The 21553-nt window shown below is 62.8% G+C and carries 19 protein-coding genes; 13 read left to right on the top strand and 6 right to left on the bottom strand.

What is annotated here, in order from left to right; genetic code table 11:
* Positions 1-3: 3 nt before the first annotated feature.
* A complete protein-coding gene (gene flgF / locus NKI35_RS07415; protein ID WP_023671749.1) occupies positions 4-729 on the bottom strand; it encodes a flagellar basal-body rod protein FlgF in 726 nt (241 codons plus the stop codon).
* A 7-nt stretch (positions 730-736) separates the two neighbouring features.
* A complete protein-coding gene (locus tag NKI35_RS07410; protein WP_352739314.1) occupies positions 737-2548 on the bottom strand; it encodes a DUF1217 domain-containing protein in 1812 nt (603 codons plus the stop codon).
* Positions 2549-2692: 144 nt separating this feature from the next.
* Here NKI35_RS07410 and motA point away from each other — a divergent pair, with 144 nt between their 5' ends.
* The 6 genes from motA to NKI35_RS07380 are packed head-to-tail and all read left to right on the top strand — an operon-like array spanning position 2693 to position 7558.
* Entirely contained in the window at positions 2693-3568 is an 876-nt protein-coding gene (motA, locus tag NKI35_RS07405) for a flagellar motor stator protein MotA (protein ID WP_023671751.1), read from the top strand.
* Between the two features lie 35 nt (positions 3569-3603).
* Complete coding sequence (locus NKI35_RS07400; protein WP_023683478.1) at positions 3604-4536, top strand: FliM/FliN family flagellar motor switch protein; 933 nt, start codon at positions 3604-3606, stop codon at positions 4534-4536.
* A 33-nt stretch (positions 4537-4569) separates the two neighbouring features.
* Positions 4570-4959 carry a flagellar motor switch protein FliN gene (fliN, locus tag NKI35_RS07395; protein ID WP_023671753.1) on the top strand — a complete coding sequence of 130 codons (390 nt, stop codon included), beginning with the start codon at positions 4570-4572 and terminating at the stop codon, positions 4957-4959.
* A gap of 44 nt (positions 4960-5003) precedes the next feature.
* Complete coding sequence (locus NKI35_RS07390; RefSeq protein WP_023740996.1) at positions 5004-6020, top strand: flagellar motor switch protein FliG; 1017 nt, start codon at positions 5004-5006, stop codon at positions 6018-6020.
* 21 nt (positions 6021-6041) lie between these two features.
* Positions 6042-7124, top strand: coding sequence for a flagellar biosynthesis protein FlhB (gene flhB, locus NKI35_RS07385; protein ID WP_352739312.1), 1083 nt, complete (start codon positions 6042-6044; stop codon positions 7122-7124).
* On the top strand, positions 7121-7558 hold the full coding sequence (locus NKI35_RS07380) for a BspJ family T4SS effector nucleomodulin (RefSeq protein ID WP_023671756.1): 438 nt from the start codon (positions 7121-7123) through the stop codon (positions 7556-7558). The genes flhB and NKI35_RS07380 overlap by 4 nt, the downstream gene beginning before the upstream one ends.
* Positions 7559-7589: 31 nt before the next feature.
* Here NKI35_RS07380 and NKI35_RS07375 read toward each other — a convergent pair whose 3' ends face one another.
* Positions 7590-8360, bottom strand: a complete 771-nt coding sequence (locus NKI35_RS07375; protein ID WP_023740997.1) for a helix-turn-helix transcriptional regulator — start codon at positions 8358-8360, stop codon at positions 7590-7592.
* Positions 8357-9067, bottom strand: a complete 711-nt coding sequence (locus NKI35_RS07370) for a helix-turn-helix transcriptional regulator (protein WP_023683473.1) — start codon at positions 9065-9067, stop codon at positions 8357-8359. Before NKI35_RS07370 ends, NKI35_RS07375 begins: the two co-directional genes overlap by 4 nt.
* A 507-nt stretch (positions 9068-9574) precedes the next feature.
* Here NKI35_RS07370 and NKI35_RS07365 point away from each other — a divergent pair.
* Both NKI35_RS07365 and NKI35_RS07360 read left to right on the top strand, forming a co-directional pair.
* Positions 9575-12481 carry a M16 family metallopeptidase gene (locus NKI35_RS07365; protein ID WP_352739309.1) on the top strand — a complete coding sequence of 969 codons (2907 nt, stop codon included), beginning with the start codon at positions 9575-9577 and terminating at the stop codon, positions 12479-12481.
* A gap of 62 nt (positions 12482-12543) precedes the next feature.
* Positions 12544-13737, top strand: a complete 1194-nt coding sequence (locus NKI35_RS07360) for a TMEM43 family protein (RefSeq protein ID WP_352739307.1) — start codon at positions 12544-12546, stop codon at positions 13735-13737.
* A gap of 85 nt (positions 13738-13822) precedes the next feature.
* Here the strand turns inward: NKI35_RS07360 and NKI35_RS07355 are convergent, their stop codons facing one another.
* Together NKI35_RS07355 and NKI35_RS07350 are read right to left on the bottom strand one after the other, a co-directional pair.
* Positions 13823-14854, bottom strand: coding sequence for a histone deacetylase family protein (locus tag NKI35_RS07355; protein WP_352739305.1), 1032 nt, complete (start codon positions 14852-14854; stop codon positions 13823-13825).
* 24 nt (positions 14855-14878) lie between these two features.
* Entirely contained in the window at positions 14879-15502 is a 624-nt protein-coding gene (locus NKI35_RS07350; RefSeq protein ID WP_023671762.1) for a TetR/AcrR family transcriptional regulator, read from the bottom strand.
* 307 nt (positions 15503-15809) lie between these two features.
* Between NKI35_RS07350 and NKI35_RS07345 the strand changes: the two genes are divergently transcribed.
* From NKI35_RS07345 to NKI35_RS07325, 5 genes are all read left to right on the top strand, one after another.
* Positions 15810-17489, top strand: a complete 1680-nt coding sequence (locus NKI35_RS07345; protein WP_352739303.1) for an amidohydrolase — start codon at positions 15810-15812, stop codon at positions 17487-17489.
* Positions 17490-17645: 156 nt separating this feature from the next.
* Positions 17646-18746 (top strand): ABC transporter ATP-binding protein, encoded by a 1101-nt coding sequence (locus tag NKI35_RS07340; protein ID WP_023691713.1) that lies wholly within the window; start codon positions 17646-17648, stop codon positions 18744-18746.
* A 2-nt stretch (positions 18747-18748) separates the two neighbouring features.
* A complete protein-coding gene (locus NKI35_RS07335) occupies positions 18749-19669 on the top strand; it encodes an ABC transporter permease (protein ID WP_352739301.1) in 921 nt (306 codons plus the stop codon).
* Positions 19662-20462 (top strand): ABC transporter permease, encoded by an 801-nt coding sequence (locus NKI35_RS07330; RefSeq protein ID WP_352739298.1) that lies wholly within the window; start codon positions 19662-19664, stop codon positions 20460-20462. The genes NKI35_RS07335 and NKI35_RS07330 overlap by 8 nt, the downstream gene beginning before the upstream one ends.
* Before the next feature lie 23 nt (positions 20463-20485).
* Complete coding sequence (locus NKI35_RS07325) at positions 20486-21520, top strand: ABC transporter substrate-binding protein (protein WP_023683465.1); 1035 nt, start codon at positions 20486-20488, stop codon at positions 21518-21520.
* Positions 21521-21553 lie beyond the last annotated feature (33 nt).

The raw sequence follows: 21553 nt of genomic DNA, 5'->3' as shown, positions 1-21553 counted from the left end.
CTGCTACGACTTGGAGCCGAGCGTCTTGATGGCGTCGTCGGTCGAGGCATCGGTCTGGCGCATCAGCGCCGCCGTGTTCTCGAAGGCGCGCTGGACCATGATCAGGCGCGTCATCTCCAGCACCGGATTGACGTTGGATTCCTCGACATAGCCCTGCGCGACGCCGAGATCGGAACGGTCGGTGACCGGCTCCGGCGCACGCGCGGGCACGATTCCAGAATTGCCGTAGCGGACGAAGTTCGGACCGGGGTCGAAATTGAACAGGCCGATGGCGCCGACAAGCTTGTCGCCTTGGCGCAGCGAGCCGTCGGCGCCCGCCTTGGGCGGACCGTCGCGCGGGTCGAGCTGGATCGGCGCGCCGCCGGCATCCAGCACCGGATGGCCCTCGAGCGACATCAACTCGCCGTTCTCGTTCATCGAAAACCGCCCGTCGCGCGTCATCACGGTGCCGGCCGGGGTGTCGATGCCGAACCAGGCATCGCCCTGGACGGCGAAGTCGAACGGGTTGCCGGTCTGCGTCATCGCGCCATGCGCGCCGGACAAATAGGTCTTGCCGGAGGAGGCGAAGGACACCGATTTGGGGCCGCTGCCGGAGACGACATCCTCGAACTTCACGCCGGTGGCGCGAAAGCCGATGGTCGAGGCGTTGGCGACATTATCGGCGATGGTGTCGAGACGGCGCTCAAGCGCGATCTGCGAGGAAAGGGCGACGTAAAGGCTGTCCTGCATGGTGTTCTCAGAATCTCAGTTTCTGCATGGCCATCATCAGATCGGTCGAGATGCCGACGGTGGTCGGCTGCGCAAACAGCACACCGATCGATGTCTGGGCGGTCGAGGTCGGATGATTGATTTCCCAAAGGCTGGTAAAGCGGGTGAGGAATTTCTCGAGCTTGGCCGGGTCGGTGAAATCGGTGAGGTCGAGCTTTGCCTCGAAGGCCTGCGCCTGCTTGTCGATATCTGCGGCAGCGAAGGAATCGGGCAGGCCGATGGCGGTGCGTACCACGCTGGCCAGGGCCGTGTCGGCCAGCACGTCGTACCAGTTGGTGATGGTCGAGGCCTTGCGCTCGAAATAGAGCGCCAACCGCACGCCCTCATTGGTCTTGCCGGCGTCTTCTTCCAGGGTCTGGCGCATGTATTTGTCGACCACCGGCTGCTGCGACGGGCTGCGGGTCGTTGCCGCTTCGCCGTAGGCCTCGAAATTCAACGAGGTGGCGAGCCTGGCATAGGCCTTGTTGGAGAGCTTGTTGGCGACACTGGCGGGATCGCGGACACCGCCCTCAAGGACATCACGGACGAGATCCTTGTTGGTGGTCGCCGGATCGAGCCCGCTTGCGGACAGAGCATAGTTGTAGAGTCGGCTGTCGGCCATCAGATCGTCGACCGATTTCACCTTGATGATGTTGGCGAGGTAGTAACTGGTCTCGGCCTGGACAGCGTCCGCGTTCGGCTTGATCAACCCAAGGCTGGACTCGGTCGTGTAGAGCTTGCGCGTCGTCTTCAGCACGGCGTCGCGCGTGGTCGTCTGATCACCATACTGGGCGAAATTGAAGGCCGTGACGAAGTTGGCGTAGCTTTTGTCGGTCAACAAATTGGCGGGACTCAACGGATCGGCAACGCCGCCGGTAAGCATGGTGCGGATCTGCTTCGTCGTCTGGGTCGATGCATCAAGCCCATAGGCAGCCATGGCGAAGGTCAGCAAGCGCTTGTCCTTCAGCAGGTCTTCGATGGACTTCACCTTGGAGATGTTGGCTGCGTAGTAGTCGGCCTCGCCCTTGATGTATTGCGCGATCGGCTTGACGAGCAGCAGCCCGGTCCCGCCGATCACAGCTTTTGGGACCGCCTGCTGGACGGCGTCGCGCGCCGTTGCCTGGTCGCCATATTGGGCAAAGTCGAAAGCCGCGACGAAAGCCGCATAGCCCTTGTTTGTCGACGTGTTTGCGGGGCTGTTCGGGTCGGTGACGCCGCCTTCCAGCATGGCCCGCACAGTCGCAGCCGGCTCGGCGTCGGCGTCGAGGCCGAACGCGGCCATGGCATAGGTGAGCAGGCGATCGTTGCCCATCAGGTCGTCGATCGATTTTACGTTGGAGATGTTGCTCAGGTAGTACGAGGTTTCGCCCTTGTAGTAGGTGAAGCCGTTCTGCGAAGGGCCGACCGAGACCTGGAGGCCGTAATTGTTGGTCACGCCCTGCTGCGCCGAATTGTAGCTCGTGGCATTAGGGCCTAGGGCGGCGAAATTGAAGGCCGACACGAACTCGGCATAACGCTTGTCGCTCAGTTTGTTGGCGAAGCTGTCAGGATCCGACACCCCTTCCTTCAGGGCTTTGACCATGAAGGCCTTGGCGTAAGCCATGTCGCCGAGACCGAAGGCCTTCATGGCATATTTGAACAGCCGGTCGTTCTTTACGAAATCGTCGATCGATTTCACGCTGCCGATGTTGGCGAGATAGTAGTCGGTGTCGCGCTTGGTGATCGGCTCCGCCTCGATGCGGTCGATCGCCTTGGGGATGTCCCTGGCGATGAGCTGGTAGCTGGTAAAAGTGCTCAACACGACATGCCTCCGGTCGCAGCTTCAAAAGCAAGAGTATGCGGACTTGCTTGCGCGAGGCTGAATCGCCTCACCTTGCATGATTCAAGCCTCACACAAGGCACGGGGGCTATCGGTTAGGCCTGACGTGATGCGGAAGGATCTGGCGTGGGCATTCTGATCGGACTTGTGGTGACGCTCGGCTGTGTTCTCGGCGGCTTCATGGCCATGGGCGGCCATCTGCATGTGCTGATGCAGCCTTGGGAAGCGGTGGTCATCTGTGGCGCCGCGCTTGGCACCTTTCTCGTCGCCAACCCGATGAAGACGGTCAAGGACACCGGCAGGGGTATCCTCGAAGCGTTCAAGCAGGCGGTGCCGAAAGAGCGCGACTATCTGGAGACGCTGGGCGTGCTGCACAGCCTGATGCGCGAACTGCGCTCGAAGTCGCGCAGCGAGGTCGAGGCGCATATCGACAATCCGGAGGAGTCGGCGATCTTCCAGGCGTTCCCGACCGTGCTCAAGAACCACGACCTGACGAATTTCATCTGCGACTACTGCCGCATCATCATCATCGGCAATGCCCGCTCGCATGAGATCGAGGCGCTGATGGACGAGGAAATCCAGACCATCAAGTCCGACAAGATGAAGGCCTACCATGCGCTGGTGGCGGTGGGCGATGGTCTGCCGGCGCTCGGCATCGTCGCCGCCGTGCTCGGCGTGGTCAAGGCGATGGGCGCGCTCGACCAGTCGCCCGAAATCCTCGGCGGCCTGATCGGCGCTGCCCTTGTCGGAACCTTCCTCGGCATCTTCCTGTCCTATGCGGTGGTCGGGCCGGTCGCCACCAAGATCAAGACCGTGCGCGAGAAGAAGAACCGCCTCTATATTATCGTCAAGCAGACGCTGCTTGCCTACATGAACGGCGCTCTGCCGCAGGTGGCCATCGAGTTCGGTCGCAAGACCATCTCGTCCTATGAGCGGCCGACGATCGATGCCGTCGAGCAAAGCACGATGAACACAGCTTCCGCCGAGAAGAAAGCGGCTTGAGCCATGCATGACGACAGACAGGACCGCACGCCGTCATGACAAGTCCTGGCAGCCCCTCGCAAGCCCGCTCGCTGATCATCGAGCGTCTGGTCGGTGACAGCGGTGAGGCCGCTCATGTCATCGGCACCGGGCGCTCGATGGGGGAGCGCGCGCTGCCGCTGCTGCAGAAGAGCCTGGCCGGCGAGCTCGGCGCACCGGTCACCGTCGACCTGCGCGCGGTCGAGATCAGCCGTGTTCCCGATGCCCGCACGAATGCCGGCGATGCCTTTGCCATGGCCATCATAGCATCGCCGACGTCTTCGGATGCGATGACGCTGGTGGCTGATGCGCCGGCCATCGCCGTGATGGTGTGCGCGCTGTTCGGCGGCGATCCGGATCAGCCGGTTTCGCCGATCGAGCGCGCTCTGTCGCAGATCGAGACCGATGTCGCGACCACGGTCTTCCAGGAAGTTGCGCAGGCGTTGAACGGATCGGGCCGGCGCTCGCTCGAGCTGCGGCTGCCGGTGCCGCGGGCGCTTTCGGGCAGCGAAGCCAAGCGTCGCGTGCTGCGCGATGGCGCGGCGGTGCGCATCGTCTTCGGCATCTCGACGCCGACCGACAGCGGAACGGTCACGGTGATGATCCCGCAGCGCATTCTGCTTGCCACACGCGGTATCGCCGATGTCCACGACAGCGAAGGCACGACCTCCGACTGGCGGGCACGTTTTTCCGAAGAAGTGATGCGCTCGACGGTGACGCTCGAAGCGACCATGCCGCTGGCCCGCCTGACGCTCGGCGATCTCGCCGGTTTCGAGCCAGGCCAGGTCATCGAGTTCGAGGAAACCGCGCAGTCGCAGGCCAAGCTGAGCGCGCGCGACAAGACGCTGTTTGTCTGCGAGTTCGGCAAACTCGGGCAGAACTACACCGTCCGGATCAGGCATCCTTACGATGCCGGTCAGGATTTTATCGATGGGCTCATGCCGGGCTGACGCCGGGCAAGCCCAAGCATTTGGAGACGACTGATGGCCAAGACCAAGGTGGAAGCCAATATCGACCAGCCGGACGAACAGCTCGACCGCGCCATCGAGGAATTGCGCGGTGTCCTCCAGGAGGAGGAAAAGCGCCCCGACGCCGCCTTGCGGGCTGCCACGTCCGGCGCCAATTCGAACATCATCATGAGCATCCCGGTCGATGTGCAGATCATCCTCGGCAGTACGGAAATGCCGGTGTCGGACCTGATGGCGCTGCAGAAGGGCTCGACGGTGGCGCTCAACCGGCGCATCGGCGAACCGGTCGATGTCGTGGTCAACGGCCGCAAGATCGCGCGCGGCGAGATCACCGTGCTGGAAAGCGATCCGTCGCGCTTCGGCATCAGGCTGACCGAAATTATCGCTGCCGCCAAGAGCGCCTGAGGATTAGACGACATGCGGTCTCAGCAGCGATCGGAGCTTATGCCATGACGACGCCGGTGACGCTCACGCGCCCGCAAAAGGCCGCCGCCATCCTGGTGGCGATGGGCAAGCCTTCGGCCAGCCGGCTGCTGAAATTCTTCAAGCAAGAAGAACTGAAGGCACTGATCGAAGGGGCGCGGCTGCTGCGCACCATTCCGCAAAGCGACCTCGAACGCATCGTCGCCGAATTCGAGGCCGAGTTCACCGAAGGCGCGGGCCTGCTCGATTCCGCCGACCGGATGGACACGATCCTCAATGAATCGCTGTCGCCCGAAGAGATGAGCGCCATCATGGGCGACAAGCGCTTCGAGGTTGCGCCGGAAGGACCACCGCCGATCTGGCCGGAGCTGGAAAAGCTCGAGCCGACGCGTCTGGGCACGTTCCTTGCCGCCGAGCATCCCCAGACCGCGGCCATGGTGCTGTCGAAGCTTGCGCCGCAGGCCGCCGCCAACATTTTGCTGACCATGGAAAAGCCGATGCGCAGCCAGATCATCAAGCGCATGGTGACGATGGCGACCATTCCGGACGCGGCGACCAGGATCATCGAGAACCAGCTGCGCGCCAGCGTGCTGGCGCAGACCGCGACCAAGGACATCTCGGCGGGACAGGCGCGCGTCGCCAGTATGCTCAACGAGATGGACAAGCCTCAGTTGGAAGAGGTCATGCAGGATCTGGAAGAGGCCGGCACGCCGGACCTCGGCGGTGTCCGCTCCAGGTTGTTTGCCTTCGACGATCTGCCGCTTTTGACGCAGAAGGCGAGGGTACTTCTGTTCGACGGGCTGTCGACCGAACTAATCACGCTGGCGCTGCGCGGTGCGGCGCCCGCATTGACGGAGTCGGTGCTGTCGGCGATCGGCGCCCGGTCGCGGCGCATGATCGAGTCCGAGCTCGGCCAAGGCTCGGAAGGTATCCAGCTTGCCGACATCATGACGGCGCGCAAGACCGTTGCCGTGGCTACAATCCGGCTGTCGCGAGAGGGGGCATTTGAACTCCCTTCATCGCAGCAGAGCGAAGCGGCCTGACGCTGAGCAACAGACCCCACAATGGCTGAAGCGGCGGACAAAGACTCCAAAACCGAAGACGCGACCGAAAAGAAGATCCGCGACACCATCGAACAGGGCAAGCTGCCCCATTCCAGGGAGGCCGCACTTCTGGCGTCCTTCATCGCTATACTGGTGTTCACCGTCTTCTACGCCAAGGACGCGGTCGTCAATCTCGGCATGTTCCTGTCGATGTTCCTGGAGAAGCCCGAGGCGTGGCCGATGGACACCGAGACCGACGTCATTGCGCTCTACAAGACCGTGATGATGGAGATCGGCCATGCCGTTGTCAGCCTGCTGGCGCTGCTGGTGGTGGCCGGCATCGGCGCCTCGGTGCTGCAGAACATGCCGCAAGTCGTCGGCGAGCGGATCCGGCCGCAACTGTCGCGCATCTCGATAGCCAAAGGCTGGACCAGGATGTTCGGCATTCAGGGCTGGGTCGAGTTCCTGAAGTCGCTGGGCAAGCTCGGCTTCGCCAGCATCGTGCTCTACTTCACGCTATCGCAGGACTACCGCCAGCTCCTGGCCGGCATGATCACCAACCCCGTCGCTTTCGGCCTCGTCATCAAAAGCATCACCGTCGACATATTGGTGGCGATCGTCTTCGTCATGGGGCTGATCGCGGCGGTCGACGTCGTCTGGTCGCGCTTCCACTGGAAGCAGGATCTGCGGATGACCAAGCAGGAGGTCAAGGACGAGTTCAAGCAGTCCGAGGGCGACCCGATCATCAAGTCGCGGCTGCGCTCGCTGGCGCGCGACCGGGCGCGCAAGCGGATGATGACGGCCGTGCCGCGCGCGACGCTGATCATCGCCAATCCGACGCACTTTTCCATCGCGCTCAGATATGTCCGCGACGAGGATTCAGCACCCCTGGTGCTGGCCAAGGGCCAGGACTTGGTGGCGCTCAAGATTCGCGAGATTGCCAAGGAGCACAACATCCCGATCTTCGAGGACGTGGCGCTTGCCCGCTCCATGTACAAGCAAGTTTCGGTTGATAGCGTGATCCCGTCGCAATTCTACCAGGCCGTCGCCGAACTGGTGCGGATCGTCTACTCCAAAAAGGCTGAGCGGAGACAAATTTCATGAACCGCCAACCGCACGCAAAATCCCGCGAACTCATCGTCGCCAAGGCCATCGAGCAGGTGGTCGACGAGTTGCGGCTGATCGACGTCGCCGACTACATCGCCTTCATCCGGCTCGAGCATTTCGCTTGCCTGTCGGATCTGGTGGATTCGGCTGTGGAGCTTTTTTTCCTGCCGGGCACGCTCAGGCTCGGCCATGGCGGAGAGGCACATGTCGACTGGAGCGGCAGCCCGCGCATCGTGCTCGATCTCGAGCTTCGGCCGCCGGGCGTCACCGTCTATTTCCAGCTGACGCTGAGCGAGGAGAGGTCTTCGGTCGCGGTCAACTATGTGTCGTTCGAAAAGCCGGGCGAGGACCCCGAGCACAACACCGCCTTGCTGGAGACGGTGATCGAAGAGGCGCGGATTCGCCGGACCGAGCCGCTCGCCTATCGCTGATCTTTTGTCTTACCCCAACTGCCAGACGCGATCACTCGATCAGCCCCAGCCGCAGCGCCTTGGCCACCGCCTGGTTGCGGTTGACCGCGTTGAGCTTCTGCGTCGACTGGGTGAGATACTGGTTGGCGGTGTGGACCGACAGCTTCAACAGCCTGGCGATCTCTTCGCTGGTGTTGCCGTTGGCGGTCAGCTTCAGGCACTCCAGTTCACGCTTGGAGATTGACCGCATCCGGCCGGCATCGTTCGGACGAATGCGGGCGACGGCGGCGAACAGCGAAAAACAGCGGGCGTGGATTTCGTAGAGCGTGTCCTCCGGCAGAGCGATCGTCGAGCCGAGGAACACCACCAGCCCGCAATGGCCGCGATCGGCGTGGACGGGAAAGGCAATGCCGTTGGTGCCCGGCGCCAGCGGCGCCGTCCGCTCCGCCCAGGCGAGGTTCTTGAAGACGGCGTCCGAGCCGGCGATGCCGTCATCGGCCCACCAGCGCGGCGCTGTCGAGGCGCCGCTGTGGCGTACCATCTCCTCGCCATTGGCGCCGGCGATGAATTTGGTCGCAACAGCAGTGGCTGGATAGTCGGAATCGAAGCTCGGCACCAGGCGCGCCCGTTCCGGCGAGGGGCTGACGAAATAGAGGCCAAACGCCGACGCGTTGATGTCGACGGCGATCCAGCGGCAGCGGCGCACCGCGTCCGGGATCGTAACGGCATGGTGCGTCTCGGAACCGATGGAGAAGGCGCCGAACGGATTGCGCTGCTCGTTGAAAAGGGCTTCGGCCGCCGCCTTGATGTCAGCGTGTTTCAAATGATGCCGCTCCTGATCGCCGTGGCGATGGCCATCGCGCGGTTCGAGGCCGCGAATTTCTGGATGGCGTGGGTGATGTAGCTGTTGACGGTGTTGGACGAGACCCCGAGGATCACCGCGACCTCATCGGTGGTCTTGCCTTCAGACACCCAGAACAGGCATTCGCGCTCACGGTCGGACAGCGGGTCCTGCATGGCGACGGCGGCGATCAATTGCGGGATAGCGGACAGCGCGTAGCAGCACTTCAACTGAGCCTTCATCAGCGCCGGCTGGTCGATACTGCCGGCCTCGGCCGCCGAGAAAAGCGCAAACAGCCGCTGGCGACCGACATTGAGCCGCAGTGAATAGACTTCGGCATGGCCAAGCACGTCGAGCAGGCGCGCCTCTTCGCCGGTGAGCAGTCCGCCGGCGTCGGGCGCCGCGGCGGCGACCAGTGGCCTCGGGCGGATGCCAGGTGCAACGGTCAGCGGTCCCTGGGCAAGGCCGGCGATCAGCCGCTTGCCGATCAGTTCAATGGCGTCGAAGATCCAGTTGGATGAGACGATGCGGGCGTCGTTGCGATCTTGGTCGTGGACGATGGCGACGAGCATGTAGCTGTCGGCGCCGATCTCGGCGGCAAGCTGCATGAAAAAGGAGGTGAGATCGCCGCGCGATTCAAGGCGCGAGCCTAACGTATCGGATTGGAGAAGCGCGGCGGAACTGCTCATTGGATGCTTTGGTTGTATGTCATGGCCGGAGTCTTTTCTTGAGCCCGGACGCTGGGGTTGGCAGCGGCCGAACTTGAAGACGCATCACGTTTACGAAGCACTCACACGGCGCGGCGGTCGCGCTGATCGCCGAATCCATTCAGGGAACGCGAAGCCGTCCGCGTCTGGTGCCGGTCATTGGCCGGAACTTGAGACTTTGGGTGGTCGCCGCGCCCCCCAAGGACCGGCTGATTCGGGTCTAATCTACCCGCAGATGAATCCGACATCAAACGCGATTTGACAAAATCAATATTATTGGACTCAAGCGACTCAGGGGCGGCTTTCGCGGCCTTTTCCGCCGCAAAAGGCCTGAAACGCTGACACGAAAAAGCCAGAGGGTGTTGCGATACTGCCGTATCGAGGGCCGATCGATTCCGATAGGGTCTCGGCAGCCGGCAGGGGTGGGCATCCCTTCGGTCATACGGCGGATTTGGCGGCGCTTGCTCGCGGCCATCAGCATCGGGGGTCATGATGAAGCAGGTTTTCCTGGCGTTCACGGTGGTGCTTGCGGTTCTTGCCGGCATGGCAGCGCCCGCCAAGGCTGAGCCGACCGTTACCTATGCGCTCGACAACGGGCTGCAGGTGGTGCTGGTGCCCGACCATCGCGTGCCGAAGGTGGTGATGAACCTGCGCTACCGCGTCGGGTCGATGAATGAACCCGCGGGACGCTCGGGCTTTGCGCATCTGTTCGAACATCTGATGTTTTCCGGCACGCCGGCCTGGCCGAACGTGTTCGGTGCGCATGCCGCGCTCGGCAACGAGATCAATGCCTGGACCACCGAAGACGGCACGGTCTATTACGTCGACGGGCTGTCGTCGTCATTGCCGATGATCCTGTCGCTGGAGGCCGACCGCATGGCCAATATCGGCCGCTCGGTGACTCAGGCCAAGCTCGATCTGCAGCGCTCGGTGGTCAAGAACGAGATGCGCCAGAACGTGCTCGACAGGGCCGGCGCATCCGGCTGGGAAGCTTTCTGGTCCGGGCTGTTCCCGAAGCCGCATCCCTATAGCCGCATGGTTATCGGCTCGGTCGCCGATCTCGATGCGGCGACGCTCGACGATGTCAGGGGTTTCTTCAACAGCTACTATCTGCCCAACAATGCGGTGCTGGTGCTGGTCGGCGACTTGGAGATCGACGACACCAAGGCGCTGATTGCCGACACGTTCGGCCGCGTGGCGCGCGGCGCCGATGTGGCGCGGCCCGCCGTGCCGGCACCGACGCAGGCCCGGCTCAAGCTGGTGCTCGAGGATCGTGTGCCAAGCCCCATCGTCGTGGTCGGCTTCAGTGGCCCGGTGGCGCAGTCGCCCGACAATGGTGCGCTCAGCATTGCCGCCGAACTGCTCGGCAACGGCGAATATGGGTTTTTGCGCAACCGGCTGGTTTCGCAGTTGGGCATTGCCACCTATGCCAGCGCGAGCTGGACCGGCGGTCTGCTCGGTGGCCGCTTTACCTTCGAGGCGGGTGCCGCCGAAGGTGTGGCGCCGGAAGCGCTGGAAAGCGCGATGAAAACGGCGTTCGCGGATTTCCTGAAGACCCCGCTCGATCCGGTCGATGTCGAGCGTGCGCGCACCGGCATCTTGCAGGCAGCGCGGCTCGGCAGCGAAGCACTGAAGGATCGCGCCGGCGTCGTCTCCTACAATGCCGACGTGCTCGGCGATGCGCAGAGCGCGCTGGTGGACGACCCGCGGGTGAAGGACGCCAGCGTGGCGGGCGTCGAGGCAACGATGAAGCGGCTGTTGAAACCGGAAGACGCCAGCATACTGGTGCTGAAGCCCGGCCCGCGTGGCGGCTATCCCGATGCACTGATCGGGTCGTCCGGCACACCGCAGCCGTTCACCGCGCCGGAGCGAGCGGCGATCGACATTCCGAAGCATGCGGCCGGGCAAGCGCCTTCGGCAACACTGCCCGCCATGGAAACGGCGACGCTCTCGAATGGCATCAAACTCGTCCACTACACAATGCCGGAAGCGCCGATGGTCTATGTCGCGGCCAGTGCCGCCGGCGGCTGGAACAGCGTGCCGGAAGGCAAGGAGGGATTGCTGGAGCTTGCAGCAAGCATGGCGACACGCGGGGCCGCCGATCGCGGCTCGGCTGATTTCGCCAAGGCGGCCAGCGACATCGGCGCCGGCGTCGGCCACCAGGCCGGAACGCTGACCACGATGATGACGCTTGGCGTGCCGCCGGAAAAGCTCGACCAGGGTATTGGCCTGCTCGCCGACGCGGTGCTGAAGCCTCGTTTCGACAAGACCGAATGGACGGTGCTGATGGCGCAGACGGTCGACTGGCTAAACGGCCGCGAGGCGGATCTGCCCGGCGTTGCCGGCCGCATGGCAAAGGCGACGCTGATCCCGCAGGTGCCGGGCAAGGCAGCGGTGGACTGGTCGGCAAAGGCGCTGGCCTCGATCTCGCTCGACGAGGCGAGGGACGCATTCAAGGCGGAGTTCACGCCGAAGGCGGTGACCTTCTACAGCGTCGGCCCGATGCCGGTCGCGACCGTCGCCGCCAGCCTTGAAAAAGCATTCGGCGCGTGGACAAGCGACACCGCCGGCTATGCCGTCGAGCCGTCGCCGGCGGCGCATTTCAACGGGGGACAGAAAGTGCTGCTGGTGCCCGAACCCGGCGCCAGCCAGTCGGCGCTGTTCGTGGCGCGGCCGGCGCCCGGCACCGACGAGAGCGAGCGCGCTGAATCGACCGCGGTCTCCAACCTGCTTGGCGCCGATTTCTCCAGCCGGCTGAATTCGGTGATCCGCGAGGAGAAGGGCTACTCCTATGGCGTGTCGAGCTATCTGATGAGCCCGATGAAGGCCGGCTCGGGATTGGTCGTGGCAACCACCGTCGAGCGCGCCAACACCGGGCCGGCGATTACCGAAATCCTGAAAGGCTTTGCCGGCCTGACCACCTTGCCGGTGGCGCAGGACGAGGTCGACCGCACGGTGACTGTCTATCGCCGGGCGCTGGCTGGATCGGCCGAGACGTCGGCTGGTCTGTTCTCCTCGCTGATTGGCGCGGTCGGCAGCGGATCGACGCTGGAGGACCAGCAAACCCGCATGGCGGCGCGCACAAAGCTGACGCTCGATGCGGTTCAGAAACAGGCGCTGGCCCTGGCGTCGCTCGATCCGTCGCTGATCGTGGTGGCGGGCGACCCCGATGTGGTGATGCCGCAGCTTGCCGCTATCGGTTTCAAGGAGGTCGAGATCGTCAAGCGTGACGAGGTCGGCGAAGAGACGGCGATGCGGGCGCTCGATCTTCTCGGGGGCAATCGCCAGGCGCCGCTCTCCGCATCGCCATGGCGGGTCGGCGATGGCGGCACGACACGGGCGGTGCATTCCTGTACAGGCGATAGGGACTGCGGCGCGCAGATCCACGCCGACTGATCGATACGAGGCGGCCGCCGGCCGCGTTGTAATTTTGGGGCAACTTTGTTTCGGGGGAAACGATGAGCGATTCATTTCGGGAAGTCACATCCGTCTCGTGGTTCGGGCGGATCAAGCGCGCGGTCGGCGGGGTCATCTTCGGCCTTATGCTGATCGTGCTGATGGTGATCGGGCTGTTCTGGAACGAAGGCCGCGCCGTGCAGACGGCGCGCTCGCTCTCCGAAGGTTCTGGAGCGGTGGTTTCGGTCGGCGCCGACAGCGTCGAAACCGCCAATGACGGCAAGCTGGTTCATGTCAGCGGACTGGTGACGGCGGACAGCGGCCTGGCGGATCCGGATTTCGGCATCGCCACGCAAGGGCTGCGGCTGTCGCGCAGTGTCGAGATGTATCAGTGGAAGGAAGAGTCCAAGTCGGAGACGACCAAGAAGCTCGGCGGTGGCGAAGAGACGGTGACCACCTACAGCTATTCCAAGGTGTGGGACGACAGCCAGATCGACTCGTCGGACTTCAAGAAGCCGGACGGCCACCAGAATCCGCCGATGGAAATCCACGGCCGGACCTTCCAGATTCCTGAGGGCAAGCTTGTCGCCTTCGATCTCGATACGCCAGTGCTGGACCGTATCGAGGGTGACAAGGACTATTCGCTCTCAGCCGACCAGTCGGCGGCGATAAAGGCTGCCTATACCGGAACGAAACCGCTCAGCATCGTCGATGGCAAGATTTTTCTCGGCAATGACAACACGACGCCCGCTCTGGGCGACTATCGCATCGGTTACGAACTGGCGCCGCTGGGCGTGATCAGTATCATCGCGCGCCAGGCCGGCAGCCGCTTCGAGCCTTATCAGACGCAAGCCGGCGATGCGCTGCTGATGGTCGACACCGGCAACGTGCCGGCCGAAAAGATGTTCGCCGACGCCGTCAGCGCCAACACGCTGATCACCTGGCTGCTGCGCGGCGCCGGCTTGCTGTTGCTGACCATCGGCTTTGCGCTGTTCCTCAGCCCGATCGGGGTGATCCTCGATGTCATACCCTTCCTCGGCAGCATGGCGCGGATGGGTACCGGCATTATCGCCTTCGTCCTGGCGATCCTGGTCGGCACGGTGACGATCGCGATTGCCTGGTTCTGGTACCGGCCGTTGCTGGCGGTGGCCATCCTGGCGGCAGGCGTGATTGCGGCGGTGATTGTCTACCGCATCGGCCGGTCGCGAAGGCCAACCGTTCCGGTGGTTGCGCCTAACCCGGCTGCGGCCGCCTAGATGGTCGGGGCGGCCGGAGCCGCCCCATATCTCTTTGGCGCAATCCGGCCGGAAACCGCTTCACACTTATCCTGGAATTGCTTTCCTATTTGTCCTCGAAGCCGGTGAGCACGCCGACGGCGTTGATGCCGATCTCCTCGACGGCGTAGCCGCCTTCCATCACGAACAGCGTCGGCAGGCCGAGCTTGGCGATGCGATGGCCGATCTTCGGATAGTCCGGGCTTTTCAGCTTGAACTGGCTGATCGGGTCCTTCTCGAAGGTGTCGACGCCAAGGGAGACGATGACGATATCGGGGGCGTAGGCGGCGAGCTTGACGCAGGCATCCTCCAGCGAGGCATTCCAGCCGTCCCAGTTGGTGCCGAAGGGCATGGGATAATTGACGTTGAAGCCTTCGCCGGCGCCGGCGCCGCGTTCGTCGGCATGGCCGAGGAAGAACGGGTACTCGACCATCGGATCGCCATGCAGGTTTAGAACCTGCACGTCGGCGCGTTCATAGAATATCTCCTGCGTGCCGTTGCCGTGGTGGTAGTCGACGTCGAGGATCGAGACGCGTTTTGCGCCCCGGTCGAGGAACCATTGCGCGGCGACCGCGGCATTGTTGATATAGCAGTAGCCGCCCATGAACCCGGCACCGGCGTGATGGCCGGGCGGGCGGCAGAGCGCGAAGGCCGACCGTTCGCCACCCTTGACCAAGGCGGCCGCCGTAAGCGCCACGTCATAGGACGATTTGATGGCGGTCCATGTGCCTTCGACGAAGGTGGCGCCGGCGTCGAAGGAATAGTAGCCGAGCAAGGCGTCGACGCGCTTGGGTGGCACGTCGCCGCGCAGGCCGCGCGTCGGCCAGGTGAATGGCATCGCCGTACCCTCCAAGCCGGCGGCCTTCCACGCCGGCCAGACGGTGGGCAGGAAGTCGATATAGTCGGCTTTGTGGATGCGCTTTGCGGCGGTGAGATCATGCTCGACCGGTCCGAGGATCGGCCCCAGCTTCTCGCTCTCGACCCGCGCCTTGATGAACTCGGCCCGCGATGGCTTTTCGAAACCCGGCACGATTGCCGACGTGACCAGTTCCATCTGGCCGGCATGGCCGGCATGAAGCGGCGAATAGACAGTCTTCATGAATTTCCTCTCGAAATAGCGAAATCAGTCAAGGTTGAGATAGGGGGTGACCAAAGCGAGCCACATTCTTTCCACATCGTCCTCGATGAGGTCGTATGTCTTGCGATCCCGCTTCAACCCCACAAGCCGGCAGGCGTGCCCGACATCCATCATCAGCACGCCGAGCCGGCTGGCGATCTTATCCTCAAGGGCCGGGTTCACATGCTGCAGCCACGCGGCGTAAAGCGCGATGATCTGCTCGTCATATTCGTCCTGGATCGGCCTGAGGTCGGCATTGCCGGATATCGCCTCGATCACCGGCATCAGGGTGGCGTTTTCGAGATATATTCTGGAGGTATCGATGAAGAGCTTGCGCACCTCCTGCCGAAACTCGTCGCGGTTGGTGGGTGGGGTGACCTCGATGCGCCTGGCGATCACCTCGGGAAACGACGACAGCCAGCGCCGGGCGAGGTCGAGGAGAATGGCTTCCTTGTTGGGAAAGTACTGGTAGACCGAACCGACCGACAGGCCCGCGCGCCGGGCAATGGCGAGCGTCGTCGGCGTCTTGGTTCCTTGCTCCCGCGTCAGGATCAGCGCAGCGTCGAGTATCCTGTCGACCACCTTGCTCGACCGTTCCTGCCGCGGCTGCTTGCGCGGTTCGAGCGCCATCCTGGTTTCGCGGCTGAGACTGCACTTCACGGATTGATGCCTTCGTTCCCTGCCGGTTTCAACACAGGTCCCGGTCTCAACATTGGCGTGGTGTGTTGTCCACAATACATTCGAAATTCGGCACGTTGACAAACGCGAATAATTAGTCGCATTCTTTTATCCACGCTGTTTTGAGAGATCACAAGGGGAATTTCGAAACAGCGCACTGGCATCAGTTTTCGTCCGATAACGCCGCTCCGGCGGAGTGGCAGCTTGTCGGACAAGAGGGTTGTCGGTCTCAGCCAGTCGTCAAAAGCGCGGAGTCGCGATGTCTGTCACGGGTGCGGGTCAAAATGCTGATCTGATCGTCATCAATGGTCGCGTGCGGACCATGGACGATGACAATACCGCCGCCGAGGCGATTGCCGTCAAGGACGGCGCCATCATCGCCATAGGCAACCACGCCGCCATCGAAAAACTCAAGGGAACGACCACAGAGGTGATCGACGCCAAGGGCGGTTCGGTCCTGCCCGGTTTCATCGAAGCCCACATGCATCTGTTCTCGGGAGGGGCTGAGCTCGCGCATCTTCAACTCGGCGGTATCCATGGCTTCGAGGCGCTTCAAAGCGCCATCCGCGACTACGCAACGACGCGGCCCGAGGCGAAAATGCTTGTGGGACAGGGCGTCGACTACACCGTGCTCGGCGACGAGCGGGTGACACGCCATCATCTCGACGCCATCCTGCCCGACCGCCCCTTCTGCATGGCGGCGCCCGACCACCATACGATGTGGGCCAACACCAAGGCGCTGGAGATGGCCGGCATCCTGAAGGGACGCACGCTCGGTCCGGGCAACGAGATCGTGATGGGTGACGACGGCCTGGCCGCGGGCGAATTGCGCGAGGGCGAGGCCTTCGGTCCGGTGCTCGACCTTGCCGGCGAAAGCCGGGTGCGGCTGGGACTGTCGACCGGCGGCGAGCCCGACCCAATGCCGTCGGCCGTCGAGCGGGCCGCCGACCGCGACATCATGCGGCGCGGACTTGCCTGGTGCGCGCGCCACGGCATCACCTCGATCCAGAACATGGACGGCAATCTCTATCAGCTCGAACTGCTTTCCGAGATCGAGGCCGAGGAGGGATTGCCCTGCCGCGTCAAGATCCCATTCCACTACAAGAACTTCATGACGCTCGACATGCTGGAGAAGGCATCCATCATGGCCGAGCGCTACGACAGCGAGTGGCTGTCATCGGGCATGGTCAAGGTGTTCTATGACGGCGTGCTCGATTCCTGGACCGCTGTTATGGTCGAACCCTATGCGGATCGTCCCGACTGGGTCGGCGAGCCGCTGTTCACGCCGCAGCAATTTATCGATCTCGCCGTGGCTATCGACAAACGCGGGCTGCAGATCGCGGTGCACTCGATCGGTGACGGCGCGGTGCGCGCAGTGCTCGACGGTTACGAGGCGGCGCAGAAGGTCAATGGCAAGCGCGACAGCCGGCACAGGGTTGAGCACATCGAGGTCACCACAGCAGCCGACGTGCCGCGTTTTGCCGAACTCGGCGTCATCGCCTCGATGCAGCCGTCGCATCCGCCCGGCGCCATGGATTTTCCGCTGGAGCCGACGGTGTCACGCATCGGGCGGGACCGCTGGCCGCTGAGCTATGCCTGGCGCACCCTGAAAAGCGCCGGCGCCCATGTCGTGTTCGCCTCGGACTGGCCGGTGGCAGCGATCGACCCGATCCTGAGCATTCAGGCGGCAGTGCAGCGCAAACCATGGGCAGAAGGCGATCCTGACCAGATTTTCTCGCTGCAGGAAGCGATTGCCGCCTACACGGTCGAGGGCGCCTATGCCGAATTCGCCGAGCATCGCAAAGGCGTTCTGAAACCCGGCTACATGGCGGATCTGGTGGTTTTGTCGGCCGATATCGAGAAGACGGCGCCGGCCGATCTGCACAAGCTGCGACCGGTGACGACGGTCTGCGGTGGCAAGGTCACCTACCAGGCCTGACAATGGCATGCGGCTTGCACAGCTTGCCGCTTGCAAGACGAAATGACCGACTGAACTGTGATTCAATGCCGGACTTGCCAACCTACCGGCCGTGTGGTCACATCGAACAGGGGAAAAACTCCGCCAGCAAGAGCGGGGTCAACAGTGAGGCGTATCGTGCCGGAAAAACCGGATCGGAATGCAATTGAAGTCGTAAACGTCAGTAAAATTTTCGGATCGGGTGAGGGGCAGGTCGCTGCCCTCGATACGGTCTCGGTATCCATCCGGGAGAATGAGTTCTTCACCCTGCTGGGACCATCCGGCTGCGGCAAGACCACGTTGCTGCGGCTGATTGCCGGCTTCGACTTTCCAACCGCCGGCGAAATCCTCCTCTACGGCCAGGACATCGCGCCGTTGCCGCCCTTCAAGCGACCGGTCAACACCGTCTTCCAATCCTACGCGCTGTTCCCGCATATGACGGTCGCCGACAATATCGGCTTTGGCCTGGAAATGCTGGGCAAGCCGAAGGCCGAGATCAAGGCGCGCGTCGCCGAGATGCTGAAACTGGTGAAGATGGAGGCGCTGGCGGGCCGCCGCACCAGCCAGATCTCCGGCGGCCAGCAGCAGCGCGTGGCGCTCGCCCGGGCGCTGGCGCCGCAGCCCAAGGTGCTCCTGCTCGACGAACCGCTCTCGGCCCTGGACTACAAGCTGCGCAAGGAAATGCAGATCGAATTGAAGCGGCTGCAGCACGAGACGGGCATCACCTTCATCTTCGTCACCCACGACCAGGAGGAAGCGCTGACCATGTCGGATCGCATCGCGGTGATGTCGTCGGGCAAAATCCTGCAGGTCGGCTCGCCGCGCGACATCTACGACCGGCCGGCCGAGCGTTTCGTCGCCGACTTCATCGGCGAGTCGAACTTCCTCAAGGCGGATGTGGTTAGCGCGACTGGTGGCCGGGCGACGGTGAAGCTGCCGTCTGGTGTGGAAATCCCAGCCTCGCTGCCGGAAGGCTTCAGCCCCAGCGGCAAGGTCACCATCGTCGTGCGTCCAGAGCATGCGCAGTTGGGCACGGCCAGCCCGAGCGCTTCGCTGTCCGGTACCGTCGAAAACATCGTCTATCTCGGCACCGACACGCACTTCCATCTGCGCCTTGCCGGTGGCGAGCCGTTCATCGTGCGGCGTCAGAACAGCCGCGGCGCCGGTGACGGCTTCGTGCAGGGCGGCCAGATCGGCATCATGATCGGCAACGACGCCGCGCAAGTGCTGAAGGACTGATCATGGCGACCGCGGAACAAGTCGCCAAGGCAGCGCAGCGACGCGATGTGCGCGACCGGTGGCTGCTGTCAGCGCCAGCCTTGCTGGTGATCTTCCTCGCCGCGACCGGCCCCTTGCTGATCGTGCTGATCTACTCGTTCCTGACGCCTGGCCCCTATGGAGATGTGAAGTGGCAGTTCTCGCCCGATGCCTGGCTGTCGGTGTTCATGGAACGCGACATTTTCGACGATACGCTTTCGCTTGCGGCAGCGCATGTCACCATCTTCTGGCGCTCGATCAAGCTGGCAGTGATAACGACGATCGCCACTTTGGCATTGGGGTTTCCAACCGCCTATTTCATGGCGACGCGCAGCGAGAAAACCAGGGATCTCTGGCTGTTCCTGATCACCATTCCGTTCTGGACCAACCTTCTGATCCGCACCTTCGCCGTGCTGCAGATCATCCGCAACGAAGGCATCATCAACACCATCCTTATCAAGCTTGGTATCGTCTCAGCGCCGGTGCAGATCCTCTTCACCGACACGGCGATCCTGATCGGCATGGCCTATGTCTACCTGCCGCTGATGGTGCTGCCGATCTATGCCAGCATGGAGAAGCTTGATTTTCGCCTCGCCGAGGCGGGCTACGACCTCTACGCGACCCGTTTCAAGGTATTGCGGAAGATCATTTTCCCGCTGGTCAAACCCGGCGTCATTGCCGGCTCCATCCTGGTCTTCATTCCAGCCCTTGGCGCCTATGTGACGCCGAGCGTGCTTGGCGGCGGCAAGAATATGATGCTGTCCAACCTGATCGAATTGCAGTTCGGCCAAGGCCGCAACTGGCCGCTCGGCTCGGCGCTGTCGATCACGGTGATGATCATCGTCATGGTGGCGCTGCTTGCCTATGTGCGCAATGCCGGCAAGTCGGGGGCGCGGCATGGCTAAGAACTTTTCCATCAAGCACCAGACCGGCTTCACGGTGATCGCTGCGACCTGTTTTATCGTGCTCTATCTGCCGATCATCGTGCTGGTCGCCTATGCCTTCAACGCGGCGAACTCGACGTCCGAATGGGGCGGCTTTTCGATGCGCTGGTTCCAGTCGGCTTGGCAGAACGTGCAAGTTATCGACGCGACGCTACGCTCGTTCCAGATCGGCGCCGTCGCTGCGGTGCTGTCGACAATCTTTGCCACCATGGCCGCGCTTGCCACCACGCGCACCGCGTCCTATCCGGGCCTCACCTTCAAATATGCGGCGATCAACCAGCCGCTGATGGTGCCCGAGATCGTCACCGGCGTGGCGCTGCTGATCTTCTTCTCGCGCATCAAGATCTTCACCGGCTATTCCGGCATTGGCTATCTGATCGCCGCCCACACGGCCTTCTGCATCCCGTTCGCCTATCTGCCGATCCGGGCGCGGCTGGAAAACATGGACCTGACGCTGGAGCGCGCGGCCGCCGATCTGTACGCGACGCCTTGGAAGACCTTCCGCCGCATCACGCTGCCGCTTTTGTGGCCCGGCATACTGGCCGGACTGATGCTGGCATTCGTCATCTCGCTCGATGACGTCGTCATCACCGAGTTTGTCAAATCGGGCGGCCAGGATACGCTGCCCACCTACATGCTCGGCCAGATCCGCCGCGGCATCACGCCTGAGATCAACGCGATATCGACCGCCTTCCTGCTGCTTTCGGTCGCGATCGTCACGTTGTTTTTCTTCGTCAGCAGGAAAAGAAACTGAACCGACAAATGGGAGCTAAAACCATGAACTGGAAAACAACGACAGCCGCCATGGGGTTGGCGCTGCTCGCAACGACGAGCCTGGCCAGCGCCGATGGCGAGCTGAACATCTACAATTGGGGCAACTATACCAGCCCCGACGTGATCAAAAAGTTCGAAGCCAAATACAACGTCAAGGTGACCATCACCGATTACGATTCCAACGATACGGCGCTCGCCAAGGTACGCCAGGGCGGCACCGGCTTCGACATTGCCGTTCCGTCGCAAACCTACGTGCCGATCTGGATCAAGGAGGGCCTCGTGCAGGAGACCGATCCGGGCAAGATGGAGAACTTCAAGAACGTGGCGCCGGAATGGGCCAATCCAGACTTCGACCCCGGCCGCAAATATTCCGTGCCGTGGGCGCTGGGCACCGTCGGTGTCGTCGTCAACACCGATGCCTACAAGGGACCAGCCGACAGCTGGGGCATCATCTTCAACACGCCGGACGAGCTGAAGGGCAAGACCAATGTCGTTCCCGAGATGAATGACGTTATCTTCGCGGCGATCAAATATGTCGGCGGCCAGCAGTGCACCGACGACAAGACGGTGCTGAAGAAGGTGCGCGACACGCTTGTCGCGGCCAAGCCGAACTGGATCGCCATGGAATACAACACCATCGAAAAGATGGGCGCCGGCGACTTCAAGGCGACCAGCGACTGGAACGGTTCGGCGCTGCGTCAGCGGCTGGCCAATCCGGCCATCCATTACAATTATCCCAAGGAAGGCTACGGCCTGTGGAGCGATAACGTCGTCGTTCTCAAGGAAGCCAAAAATGTCGAGAACGCCAAGCTGTTCCAGAACTTCATCATGGATCCGGAAAACGCGGCCGGCCTCTCGGCCTTCCATCGCTACGCAAACGCCATTACCGGCTCGGACAAGTACATGCCGGCCGATATGAAGGATGCCCCGGAAGTCGTCATACCGGAGGCTGCGAAGGCACAAGGCGAATTCCAGAAGATGTGCGCGCCTGAGATCCAGGACATCTACACCAAGATCTGGACCGAACTGCAGAAATAACCGCAGTCTGACAGACCCGGCGGCATGCGCCGC

The organism is Mesorhizobium sp. M0676 (assembly GCF_040320535.1).
Taxonomy (GTDB): Bacteria; Pseudomonadota; Alphaproteobacteria; order Rhizobiales; family Rhizobiaceae; genus Mesorhizobium.
Note: the sequence above shows the minus strand (reverse complement) of the source record. Positions and strands in the feature narration are given on the sequence as shown.